The 12,763-nt window shown below is 36.2% G+C and carries 11 protein-coding genes; 2 read left to right on the plus strand and 9 right to left on the minus strand.

Translation table 11 applies throughout. From position 1 onward, the window contains the following. Positions 1–25 precede the first annotated feature (25 nt). Positions 26–1,654 carry an acyl-CoA carboxylase subunit beta gene (locus Q0874_RS10755; RefSeq protein ID WP_299162920.1) on the plus strand — a complete coding sequence of 543 codons (1,629 nt, stop codon included), beginning with the start codon at positions 26–28 and terminating at the stop codon, positions 1,652–1,654. Here the strand turns inward: Q0874_RS10755 and Q0874_RS10760 are convergent. The 4 genes from Q0874_RS10760 to Q0874_RS10775 form a co-directional block, all read right to left on the minus strand. Then, positions 1,651–2,997, minus strand: coding sequence for a M24 family metallopeptidase (locus Q0874_RS10760; protein ID WP_299163239.1), 1,347 nt, complete (start codon positions 2,995–2,997; stop codon positions 1,651–1,653). The two genes, Q0874_RS10755 and Q0874_RS10760, sit on opposite strands and share 4 nt — an antisense overlap. Before the next feature lie 141 nt (positions 2,998–3,138). After that, positions 3,139–4,206: an AMP-binding protein gene (locus Q0874_RS10765; protein ID WP_299162923.1), complete on the minus strand. Its 1,068-nt coding sequence runs from the start codon at positions 4,204–4,206 to the stop codon at positions 3,139–3,141. A 4-nt stretch (positions 4,207–4,210) separates the two neighbouring features. Further along, a complete protein-coding gene (locus Q0874_RS10770; protein WP_299162925.1) occupies positions 4,211–5,158 on the minus strand; it encodes a CPBP family intramembrane glutamic endopeptidase in 948 nt (315 codons plus the stop codon). Continuing rightward, on the minus strand, positions 5,149–6,201 hold the full coding sequence (locus Q0874_RS10775) for an o-succinylbenzoate synthase (RefSeq protein WP_299162927.1): 1,053 nt from the start codon (positions 6,199–6,201) through the stop codon (positions 5,149–5,151). The genes Q0874_RS10770 and Q0874_RS10775 overlap by 10 nt, the downstream gene beginning before the upstream one ends. 48 nt (positions 6,202–6,249) lie before the next feature. Here Q0874_RS10775 and Q0874_RS10780 point away from each other — a divergent pair, with 48 nt between their 5' ends. Continuing rightward, complete coding sequence (locus Q0874_RS10780) at positions 6,250–7,044, plus strand: SDR family oxidoreductase (RefSeq protein WP_299162929.1); 795 nt, start codon at positions 6,250–6,252, stop codon at positions 7,042–7,044. Here Q0874_RS10780 and Q0874_RS10785 read toward each other — a convergent pair whose 3' ends face one another. The 5 genes from Q0874_RS10785 to Q0874_RS10805 form a co-directional block, all read right to left on the minus strand. Then, a complete protein-coding gene (locus tag Q0874_RS10785) occupies positions 7,045–7,725 on the minus strand; it encodes a metal-dependent hydrolase (RefSeq protein WP_299162932.1) in 681 nt (226 codons plus the stop codon). It lies immediately after the preceding gene. Between the two features lie 24 nt (positions 7,726–7,749). Then, the gene (locus Q0874_RS10790; protein WP_299162934.1) at positions 7,750–9,708 is read right to left on the minus strand and encodes a histidine kinase dimerization/phosphoacceptor domain -containing protein; all 1,959 of its coding nucleotides are present in this window, start codon (positions 9,706–9,708) and stop codon (positions 7,750–7,752) included. Positions 9,709–10,457: 749 nt separating this feature from the next. Next, complete coding sequence (locus tag Q0874_RS10795; protein WP_299162937.1) at positions 10,458–11,210, minus strand: response regulator; 753 nt, start codon at positions 11,208–11,210, stop codon at positions 10,458–10,460. A gap of 37 nt (positions 11,211–11,247) precedes the next feature. Beyond that, on the minus strand, positions 11,248–12,156 hold the full coding sequence (menA, locus tag Q0874_RS10800) for a 1,4-dihydroxy-2-naphthoate octaprenyltransferase (protein ID WP_299162939.1): 909 nt from the start codon (positions 12,154–12,156) through the stop codon (positions 11,248–11,250). After that, complete coding sequence (locus tag Q0874_RS10805; protein ID WP_299162942.1) at positions 12,156–12,752, minus strand: SPOR domain-containing protein; 597 nt, start codon at positions 12,750–12,752, stop codon at positions 12,156–12,158. The genes menA and Q0874_RS10805 overlap by 1 nt, the downstream gene beginning before the upstream one ends. Positions 12,753–12,763 lie beyond the last annotated feature (11 nt).

Consider the following 12,763-nt stretch of genomic DNA (forward strand, 5'->3'; position numbering starts at 1 on the left):
CTATTAAAGAAATTGACTATAGAGAATGGATATCAACTTCAATAAGAACGAAGATCAAAATAAATTACTGGTTTCAGAGCTAAAGAAGAGACTTGTAAATGTAAAATTAGGCGGCGGTAAAATCCGTATCGAAAAGCAGCATGAATTAGGTAAAATGACTGCAAGAGAACGTATAGACTACTTATTGGATGACAAAAGTAATTCTATAGAAATCGGTGCATTTGCGGGAGATAATATGTATAAGGAACATGGTGGGTGCCCATCTGGAGGAGTTGTGGTAAAAATAGGCTATGTTAAAAGTAAACAATGTATTGTTGTTGCAAATGATGCTACAGTAAAAGCGGGTGCCTGGTTCCCGATTACGGCCAAAAAGAACCTTAGAGCTCAGGAAATTGCTATAGAAAACCGACTTCCAATTATTTATTTGGTAGACAGCGCAGGGGTTTATCTCCCCATGCAGGATGAAATTTTTCCCGACAAAGAGCATTTTGGCCGCATTTTTAGAAACAATGCGATAATGAGCAGTATGGGTATCGTACAGATAGCCGCTATTATGGGGAGTTGTGTAGCAGGGGGTGCTTATTTACCTATTATGAGTGATGAAGCCCTGATTGTTGATAAAACCGGGAGTATATTTTTAGCTGGCAGCTATTTGGTTAAAGCCGCTATAGGGGAGAATATTGATAATGAAACCCTGGGTGGAGCCACGACACATTGTGAAATTAGTGGGGTAACCGATTATAAGGCAAAAGATGATAAAGATGCCCTTGATACGATCAAAAACCTGATTGATAAGATAGGGGTTCCCAATACCGCAGGATTCAATAGAATTAAGACTATAAAACCTGCAGAAAATCCGGAGGACATTTATGGTATTTTACCCGGATCAAGGACAGAGCAATACGATATGCTCGAAATAATTAAGCGACTTGTAGACCACTCAGAATTTCAGCAATATAAGGAGGGGTTTGGGAAAACAATCCTGACAGGATATGCACGCATTGATGGCTGGGCCGTAGGCATTGTCGCTAATCAACGAAAGGTAGTGAAGACCAATAAAGGCGAAATGCGATTTGGAGGTGTTATTTATTCAGATTCTGCAGATAAGGCCACAAGATTTATTGCAAATTGCAATCAGAAAAAAATACCTCTCGTTTTCCTTCAGGATGTCACAGGGTTTATGGTGGGTAGCAAAAGTGAACACGGCGGAATAATAAAGGATGGCGCCAAAATGGTGAATGCAGTAAGCAATTCTGTTGTACCTAAATTTACCGTGATTATTGGCAATAGTTATGGAGCCGGAAATTATGCTATGTGCGGTAAAGCCTATGACCCAAGACTAATCTTCGCCTGGCCAAGTGCCGAACTTGCTGTAATGAGCGGGAATTCGGCGGCAAAAGTATTACTCCAGATAGAAAAGGCCTCTTTAAAAAAGAAGGGAGAAAAAATAACTCCTGAAAAAGAAGCCGAACTCTTTGATGAAATTAAGAAAAGATATGATAGACAAATATCCCCATATTACGCGGCAGCACATTTATGGACAGACGCTATTATAGATCCGTTAGAAACACGCAAATGGATTTCCATGGGTATAGAGGCAGCAAACCATGCCCCTATTGAAAAAGCATTTAATATGGGTGTCTTACAGGTTTAATTACCTAAATGTTTGATTTCCCTGGGTATCAGCATTAACTCTGTTTGTCGTCCATTTACATACCTAAAACCCTCTTCCCCATAGAAGCCTGCTTCTTCCAACATGATTCTAATATCTCTATTCCATTCCGGAATAGTAATTGTTGTATTCAATTCAATAGCATAAACTGTGTTCGCATTTAGTGGGTAATTCTCGCCGTCGTCTTTCATAACCCCCCCCTGGGAATCCCACATACCAATAGTTGTTCCTGCAGAATGACCATAAGACCCTAATGGATGAGAATAAATGGCAGGTTTAAATCCGGCCTCTTTGGCTTGATCCAAGGCGATCCTTAATATTTCATTCCCTGTTCGTCCTTTTATCATATTCTTTGTGAGATAGTCCTGCACACTGTTCCCAGCTTTCAAACCTTCCCTTAAAAAATCAGGTGCTTCCTTTTCTCCGGGTTTTAAAACATAGGCCAATTCCTGACAATCTGTATTTAATCTTAAATAAGTAATCCCAAAATCACAGTGTAACAGATCTCCAGGTAAAATCACCATTTGGTCTGGTCTTCCCGAAAAAGAGTATAGATGCCCCACCAGTTCCTCATTTGTTCGTTGTACATCTACTGTTGGATGGAACCAGGTCTCCAGACCCAAGTCTGTAACTTTTTGCCTCATCCACCACTCCACTTCAGTTGTTGTTGTTATTCCGGGGGTTATCACTTTTTCGGAAAATGCTTCTTCAATAATATCGTGCGTGATGGAGACCAACTGATTGTAAATTACCATTTCCCGTTCAGTTCTTGTCTCAATCCATCTAACACCAAGTTGTTCAGCAGAAACTACTCTTGAAGCGTATTTCTTTGGTAAGTACTGCAAGAATTCCTCATAATCTGTCTTATCCAGACCATCCGCTATATTATGATCTTTTGAAAAATTCAGGCCTATTTTTTTTGGATTACGTTCTTCTATCAATTGAATTAATCTTTGCCATTGATCAGGTTCTTTTTCTTTGTCCCATGCCGAAGAGATGTTTTTTCCGACATTATATCTGGCTACGGCCAGCTTTTCGATTGTGTTGTTGGCTTTATCTCTATAAAACAATAGAATGGTTCTCCTTCTGGCATTTAGCCATGTAGCCGGCAGCATGGTCCTCAATATAGGGTCTTCATTGTATTCCCGGGAAATAAGAATCCACATATCCACATCTGACTGGTCCATAAGTTCAGGCAACAGTACATCAAACCGTTCGTTTAAAATTTCATCAATAACCTGAGCACGTTCTTCTTCAGATAAAATTTGCTGGCAGAATAACTGATAACTAAGTGAAAATAAAAGGAGCGTCAGGAAAGTTTTCATAAAATGCGTAGACTTCATTAATTTATAATTTGTTTTATTTTTTAAAATAAGCCATGAATATACTAATCATTTATATTCTATAGTAATACATTCTTACCCTTAGTATTACTAAAATTTGGGTTCTCAAAATTTTGAATGATATCAGCTTTTTATCAAAGACAAGCTTTTTTCCCTTACAATCTTACCATTTGTTGTGTTTATAAAAGCCGGGACGTAAAATATTTCTTTTGGCAACTCAAATTTCTCCAAATCGGCTTTGGAAATTATTTCCTGAAGCCCCTCTATTTTTTCACCTTCAACAACTAAAACTAATTTCTGACCCAACTTCAAATCGGGCAAAGCACTAACAAAAAATCTTGACGGTATAAGGGACGACAGTTTTTGTTCAATTTGCTCAGGAATTAATTTGATACCCCCCGAATTAATAACGTTATCAAATCGTCCCTGCCAAAGAAATTCTTTTTCCGAGATCAATTCTACAATATCATTGGTGATTACAGGGTCATCGGTAATATTTGGAGCATTTATTACCAGACATTTCCTGTCATCCTGAGAAATAGTTATATCCGGTAATATTTTGAAGGCGCCAAACTTTGACTTGGTATCGTATTGATTCAATGGTCTGACCGCAACATGAGTAATGGTCTCGGTCATGCCATAAGTCTCAAAAATCTTTGTATTGCTATTAGCAATCAATTTAATTAATTGAGAAGAAACTGAAGCTCCCCCGACTATGACCGTCTGAATCTGATTTAATTTATTAATAGATGATTCTAATTGAAGAGGTACCATGGCGCAAAATTTATAGGACTTATTTACTCCATCCAAAGGTCTTGAAGTAGGAGCAACAAAATCGAGCTCTAAACCAAGAACCATTGCTCTAACGAGCATCATCTTTCCCGCAATATATTGGGGAGATAGGCATAGTAAAACCCTGTCACCGGCCTCTAACTGGAAATATTCGCCGGTAACCTTGGCAGAGTTTACCATATGCTGTTTTTTTAATGCAATCCCCAGAGGAATACCTGTAGAGCCGGATGTTCGAACTGTTAACTGTAGGTCTGGAGACAACCAATCTAACAGAAAGTCTCCTATATCCTTTTCATAATCTTCTCCTTCCTTAATTAAACTATAAGCTACCTCTTTTAACTCTTCATTGGAGTAGCCATGACCATTAAGTTTAAATTGTTCGTGTATTTTAACCGCCATCTAATTAAATTTTAAGTGTATCATCTATATCTCCGGGGGGTAAAACTTTTCCGGTTAAGCGTTCCTTCCAATTGGACCACCCGTACTTTTTGGATAAAATAAGAAGCATAACAGGATATATAATAAAAACTGGTGCAAAAACTTCCCAACCAATTTCAGGTTCAGAAATATCCTTATATATAGAATTCGTCTGGAAAGCCGTCCATTCTGCAGTAACCAAAAGTGCAGCCGTTAAATTATTTGCTGCATGAAAACCAAGGGCCAATTCCAAACCTTCATCCATTAGGGTAAGAATACCTAAAAACAGGCCGGTTCCAATATAAAAAATCATTACACCGTATCCGATTTTGGCTACTTCCGGATTAAAGATATGCAGCAGCCCAAAAAATGCAGATGTACCTATAAGCGGAACCCATCTGTTCTTTGCGGCAATGCCCAATCCCTGCATTAAATAACCACGCAAAAAATACTCTTCAAAGCTAGTTTGAATAGGAATCAGAATAAGAGCGATAAGCAGCAATACTAAAAATGGACCTGGCTGAAAGTTATATACGTAGTCTTCAGGTGATAAAAAGATATCCAACCCTATAAATATGCCAGAAATTGCGGCCCACAGGAAAAATGTGAAAATCACGCGTTTCCAATCAATACTTTTCCTGGAAGTGCTTAATGATATAAAGCTTTGTCCATGAACATATTTTAAAGTAAGATATAGTGCCAAAAACCCTATGACAAATGTCAGCAGCGCAAGAAAGAAAAATAAATTAGATCCCAGTAAATTGGAAATTTCGGCTATGTCTGACGGGTATTCTCCTGACTCAATTGCTTTTGCAATAAGAACTAAAACCAGGGGACCTGCCCCAATAACTTGCCAGCCAAAGAAAATTATTATTACTCCAACCGCATATCGCCATAGTTCATGCAATCCTTTAAAACCTTGTTCTATATACATAATTTATTTATTAAGCTTTGTTCCCAGTTTGAATTTTTATCGTAATGTAATTTCCCATTTTGTATTTTAAGTGGACTGGTAAAATTATTAGTAAATAAAGTCCCGGTACCTAAACCCTGAGCCATTTTGCTGTTAAGCGTATATGTCCACTGAGCGATGGCGTTAAGACCAATATTACTTTCCAATGCACTGGTAATCCACCAGCCGATATTTAATTTCGAAGCTATCTCAATCCATTCCTTGCAAGCCATGAATCCCCCCAAAAGGCTTGGCTTTAAAATAATATAGTGTGGCATAATGGTTTGTAGCAAAGTTTCCTTTTCCGTTACGGTATGATGGCCAATTAGTTCTTCATCAAGACCTATTGGCAGTGGTGAGTTTTCACATAGATATTTCATTTCAACAGGAAATCCTTGTTTAATAGGCTGTTCAATAGAATGTATATCGCAGGCTGCTAATTTAGTGAGTTTATTTAAGGCTTCATCTGCTCTAAATGCCCCATTGGCATCAACCCGAAGTTCAATTTCTTCTTTTTTATACTTCTTTCTCAGGGAAGTCAATAACGACAATTCCGTATTAAAATCAATTGCCCCTATTTTAATTTTAATACAACTGAATCCCGACGCTATCTTTTGAGCTATTTGTTCCTGCATATATTCTATATCGCCCATCCAAATTAGGCCATTAATATCAATGGCTGCTTGAGATTTGGTAAAGGCCGAAGGGAAAAGCACGAAGGGGTTTTCAGAAGCCAGGGAAGTGAAAGCCTGTTCCACTCCAAATCTAATGCTTGGATATTCCTTTAAATCTTCTAAAAGTCTTTCTTTACCTAAATGAATATGTGAACAGGTCCAGGAAAGTTTGGCCTCATATTCTGGTACATCATCAATACTCAGGCCTCTGAACAATCCGCATTCCCCTATTCCAAATTTTCCATTACTGTTCAGGACTAAAAACCAGGTTTCTTTTTTCCTAAGAATGCCTCGCGACGTGCCACCAGGTCTTTTGAAGTTCAGATCGTATTTCTTGTAAAGGGCGTCCATATGAATTGGTGCTAAATTTAACTATATTTTCAATCTAAAAATTAGAGAATGGAGGGAAATAATAAAAAAGTAATATGGTTAACCGGTGCTTCTTCCGGTATAGGTGAAGCGCTGGCCTATGAATTAAGCCTGAAAGGCCATAAACTTATCCTGTCCGCCCGAAATAAAAAACAACTTCAATTGGTTAAAGAGAACTGTAAATTTCCGGATAGCGTGACAATTTTACCTCTTGACCTTTCAAAATTCAGAGCTATGGATCAAAGTGTTAACACTGCGATTTCTTTTTATGGGAAGATTGACATGCTAATTAATAATGCAGGAATAAGTCAGCGTTCTTTAATAATGGATACAGATTTAGAAGTCTATGAAAAATTGATAAATATAAATTATATGGGAACTGTTGCCCTAAGCAAAGAAGTCTTGCCCCATTTTATCTCAAAAGGGAGCGGGCATTTTGTAACCGTAACCAGTTTAATGGGCAAATTTGGGTCTCCTTATAGGTCCGGTTATTGCGCAGCTAAACACGCCCTGCACGGTTTCTTTGATGTGCTTAGGATGGAACACGATAAGGACGGTATAGATGTAACCATGGTATGTCCGGGTTTTGTTCAGACTAAGTTGGCGATAAATGCTTTAATCGGCGATGGTTCTTCTCAAAATAGAAATGATACGGCAACGGAGCAAGGCATGCCCCCTGAGATATTTGCAAGAAAAATGATCCGGGCAATAGAGCAAAAGAAATATGAAGTATATATTGGTGGTAAAGAAATTAAAGGTATTTACCTGAAACGATTCTTCCCAAAGCTATTACACAAAATAGTTCTGAGAAGTAAGTTTAGATAATTAAATGGTAATTGCCTCCCCTATTGGCAACAAGTGCAATTTTTTACCAGCTTTCGTAAATTCTTCCTGAGCCTTCTTGTGATCTATTTCTATATAACCAAAAGTATCATAATGATAACCCAGCACCGTATCACAAGAAACAAAATCTGCCGCCAGAACAGCATCTTCTATTCCCATGGTAAAATTGTCCCCAATGGGTAAAATGGCCAGGTCCAATTTATGGGTCAAAGGAATTAATTTCATGTCTGTAGTCAAGGCTGTATCTCCGGCAATATAGAGTTGTCTGCCTTCAGAAGAGATAATAAATCCACCTGGCTGTCCGCCATATGAACCATCGGGAAAGGAAGAAGTATGTATGGCATTCGTATATTTTACTTTTCCAAAGTCAAAATTCCAGTTGCCGCCGTGATTCATTGGATGTACTTTGAAGCCCTTAGCCTGATAATGCATTGCAATCTCATAATTACTGACAATTACTGAATCAGATCTTTTAGCAATGGCTTCTACATCCAAGATATGGTCCTGATGAGCATGTGTAACCAGGATATAATCTGGATTCAAATCTTTTATATCAACCTTTCCGGTTGCTTTCTCGTTTGCTGTAATGAACGGGTCAACTAAAACCTTGTATTGACCGACCTCAACCAATAAGGATGCGTGCCCTAAAAAAGTAATTTTCATGAGATAACATTTAGAAGTTCAAATTTATTTAAAATTGAACCAAAAACGTACACCATCCGTAGTTTTATCAATATTTAATGTAGATTGTAATTGATTTACCAGACGCTTCATTAACCGAATCCCCATTGATGAATTGGCCCTTTCTTCAGATTCTTCGTCAAGTCCTATACCATTATCGGTATACTCAAAGAATCCCTGGTCGCCGTTTTTTCTAAGGTGGATATATATTTTACCATCGGCGTCATCATCGGGAAATGCATATTTAAAAGAATTTGACACCAACTCATTTAATATTAATCCAAAAGGGATGGCCCTGTCAATATCCAATTCAACCCCTTCAGCGTCAATTGTTATATTAATACTATGTCCTCCTTTTTTGAATACTGATTGTACACTATTGACCAAACTTTCTATATAACCCTGCATTTCAATAACAGATAAATCATCATTTTGATATAACTTCTGATGTATTAGAGCCATAGCTTTTACCCTGCTCTTTCCTTCTTCAAGAGCTTCAATAGCCGCTTTACTTCGCGTATTTTTGGTTTGAAGACTCAAAAGGCTCGATACCATTTGCAGGTTGTTTTTTACACGATGATGAATTTCTTTAAGTAAAGAATCTTTTTCTACCAGAGAATTTTCAATTATATGCTTCTGCTCGGCAATCAGACGTTGATTCTTTATACTTTTTAAATAGGCATAAACTAATCCCGCAAAACCCAATAGAGTAAAAACCAAAGAAATAAAAACCAGGTTTATCTGCTCATCCTTAGCCTGCATTTCATTTCTGGCGCGTTCCATTTCCAGCTTTTGCGCATCTATCATTCTTTTGGAATTCTCAATTTCATATTTTGCAACTGTGGAAAGTTGTTGTTTTTTAAGTGAGGAGTCATTGATATTAATAGAATCGGCAATCCTTACATTTTTCTTTAAGTAAAAACTTGAATTTTTATAGTCCTCAATCTTGTCGTAATATGCAGCCAGCAGTCTGTTTTTCTTAATAATATGCTCTATTTTAATGGGATTGAGAGCTTCATTTAATATATCCTTTGCTTTTTGAAAATTTTCCAGCTGAAGGTGACAATCTGCAAGTGCCAGACTATTTTCAATCACATCCTCAGAATACTGCCCAATATTATTTTCCTTTATTAAACCAATACTATTTTCCAAATAAGGTAAGGCCTCCTCAAATTGTTTTAGCTGCAAATAGGATTTACCAATATTCCCTTCAATAATTCCCTTTAATAATTTGGCATCCTGTAATTCTTTCTCCGTCTTAACCTGGGTCACATCATTTAAAAATACATCCACATAACCTTTGGCTTTTTTAAAATTACTTAACGCCACCGAGGAAGACTTGTCCAGAAGTAAATACCGGCCTACATTATTATTGTATTCTGCAAGACCGTAGAGATCACTATTATCAATGGTCTTTTTCATATCCATGATATAATCTTCCATGGCTTTTCTATGCAAACCCAGATTAGAATAAATATCATAAAAGGTAATATTCTCGGAGAAACCTAAATCTCTTTTCTCCTGTCTTATCTCAACTTGCTTTCCATATAGTTGTAACTGTGAATAGTTACTATCTATCAGATCTAACATAAACCTCTTGGTCTGCAAATCGAGCCCATCTTTCACAGAATACAGGTCATTGGCTATAGCCACACTTTTGTCGTAGTCACCCAAATCATAATAAATTTGAGATTGCATGAGCTTATAATTATTTATAGCTGTTGAATCTCCTGACTTCTCTGCAGAATTTAGATAAACATTAACCTCGTCTAACCAATCATAGGCGGAGTTTTCATTGTACCTGTGTAGTGTATTAAAGAAATAATCAAACCTATCGGCAACACTTTGCTTTTCCTTAAATACATCCAATACATTTTCATCCAAGGTGTCTAAAACCTGGGCTCCGACACTTTGAACTAAAGAAAGAAAAAATATTACTAAAATTTTACCCAGCGATTTTGCCATAACAAGCTAAGGGATATTTGCCTAATTCTATTTTGATCTGATTAAAATTATTAAGTTAAAAACCTTAACAACAATTTAAACTTACTATTAATTCGTCTAGCGTTTAAATTTTTGTTGTAAAGTAGAATGAAACTGTTGTCTACCATAGCTCTTAGTAAATATTAAGGCTCATAACAAAATATTTTCATCCATACTTTTAATACCAAAACACCTTCAATTTTCCGCTTTTATTTCTTGTAATCATCCCTATAAAATACGTGGGGCAACTAAAAAAAGACTATACACAAAGCATAGCCTTTTAAACGGTGATATATTAATGATAAGATTTGGGGTGCTGTATCAGCGCTTCAAATTTATTACCTAGAAATTTAGCATTCGGGTTTTTGTTGTGTAAGTGCATAATTATGTTGTGAAACAGCATTTTATAGTCATTATATGCATTTTACCCGATTTTTTTAGCCTTTCATGGAGTATTAATTCAAGTGAGAATAGAAATCCGGTTCAATTCAAAATGGTATTAATCAAAAAGAGTCCTGCCAACTAAGACAAGACTCTTTTACGAGAACACTATATGAAAATGAAAAAAATTTATCTAATTAATTACATAGCCAAAGTATTCCTATTCTTCCTCAGGGAAAAATAATTGTTGTGAAGTAGTTCAAATGTGTTGTGATTAGCCTTTTGAAGGCCATTAATAATAAATACCAGGTTTTATTCTGATAAAATAAAACTACTGAAAAAACTCAGCCCTATGAGTTCATGGCAGAAATAATGAACTCTTTGAAATCTTTCGAAATCGGGATAAGGGTATTATTGATCATAATATCCTTAGAGTTAATAGCGTCTATATGATCTACGTTTACGATATAAGATTTATGTGCCCTGTAGAATTTATTTTTGGGTAATTTCTCCAAATAATCTTTTAAGGGAGATCTTACCAAAAATTTCTTGTCTATTGTATTCACCTCCAGATAAACATTATCTGCCTTAATAAACTGAATATCTCCAAACTGAATGCGATAATAAAGGTGTTGCTTTTTAACAAAAATCGAGTCTTTGAGAACAGAATTAGATACTACCCTTTCCTCATCTTCCGGGTGTTCCTGCCCTCCCTCTTTGGTTGAGTAATCAAAATTTGAAAGCGCAATTTCGATAGAAGTGTATAAATCCTGCTGTTCAAATGGCTTTACAAGGTAGCCATTAGGTTTTACTGTCTTAGCGTTCTCCACAGTAGCCCTATCTGAATTGGAAGTGACAAAAATGAAGGGAATATTGTAGTTCTCTCTAATATGTTTCCCTAAATCTATTCCAGTTTTGTCGGATGCTAAAATGATATCAATAAGCACCAGGTCTACATGATTGTTTTTTAAAACCTCTTCAGCCTGTTCGTAAACAATTACATTATCTACAATTTCATATCCTATTTCCTCCAACATGGATTGCATGTCGTCTGCAATAATCACATTATCTTCTACAATAAGAATCTTAATAGCTTGTTCCAAAGTAAGTATGGTATTAGTGGGTTATGTCTTCTCAAATTTACAAAAAATAATTATACCCTATATAAAACAAGAATCCCAGCAGAAAAGTGCTAAGGGCCACTTTTTTTAATTCAGGATCAAAATTCCTGGGGTTTTCTATTTTGCTTACCAATCTTAAATGAATAAAAAGAGGTACAAATGCGATCAGACATATTGCACTTTTCCATGAATAGTAATGATACCCCACAAAAGTTAGCATGCTAATGAATGCCAAAATAATTAAGGTGTAATGGTAAACTTTCCCTTTAGAAAGCCCTATTTTGACAATTACCGTATTCTTATTTGCTTTTTTATCCGATCCTATATCTCTTAAGTTGTTTAAATTAAGTACCGCTGTACTAAGGAATCCAATAGAAACAGCAGGCAGTACCGCCATAGATGTTAAAAACTTTGTATACAAAAACATAGAACCAAGAACGCTCAGCAGTCCAAAAAATGAGAAAACAAAAAGGTCACCAAATCCTTTATATCCATATGCATTGTTGCCGACTGTATACTTAATTGCCGCCCAAATACTAGCCATTCCAAGCATTACAAATAAAACCACATACAAGAAGTGTTCCTCTTGAAAAGCAAAGTACAATAACAGGAAGACTAGGAATAAATCAATTACAACAGATATGCGAATACCCGATTTTAACTCATTTTTAGACAGTTGGCCACTTTGATAAGCTCGTTTGGGTCCAATTCTATCTTGATTGTCTGTGCCTTTTACTCCATCACCATAATCATTTGCAAAATTCGATGTAATTTGAAAAGCAACTGTTGTTAACAAAGCAAGAATGAAAACATGCAAATCCCAATAACCGTAAATATTAGCCACAGCAGTACCTACCAATATGCCTGACAATGATAAAGGAAGGGTTCTTAAGCGGGCTGCACTTAGCCAGGCTCTAAATTTGGTCACTAATAAGGATCTTCAATTTTTATTCGCTTTCCATCCTGATAAGAAGCCACGAATGCATCTTCGAAGCCCATTTTAACCAATTGATATCTGAAGGATCTGGCTTCTTCCAATGTTTCGAAATTACCCAGTGAGTAAGAATAAAAAGGGTTGGTTTTGACGAACATGGTATTTGTCAAAGATTCTGAGGCCAGGGTAAGATTATTATCAACAAAGGATTTTACCTGTACTGAATATATTTTTTCTTTTTCTAAAAACATCTTAGCCAGATAGAATTCTTTTACTAAACTCAACTCTTCATTCTTTTGTTGAAGATTATCTATTCTGGTTTTTACAGCATCCAAGCTATCAATAGAAACTAATAAATTTTGATTGTCATAGGTATTAGACCTACTAAGTCCGGCAGTAAATGAAGTAATCGCAAGTGTTCCGATTAAAAAAAGTGTAGTTACACCAGCAAGAACATTTCTTTGGATCTTACTACTTTTTAATTCTTTATTCTTAAATTTTATTTGATCTAACAAGCGCTCATTTATAATCTGTGCCTTGTCAATATCTTTATGTAATTCTAATAAATCGCTTTCTTCAATAAATGGCATGAGGTAATTAA

This window comes from uncultured Eudoraea sp. (genome assembly GCF_947490415.1).
Lineage (GTDB): Bacteria > Bacteroidota > Bacteroidia > Flavobacteriales > Flavobacteriaceae > Eudoraea.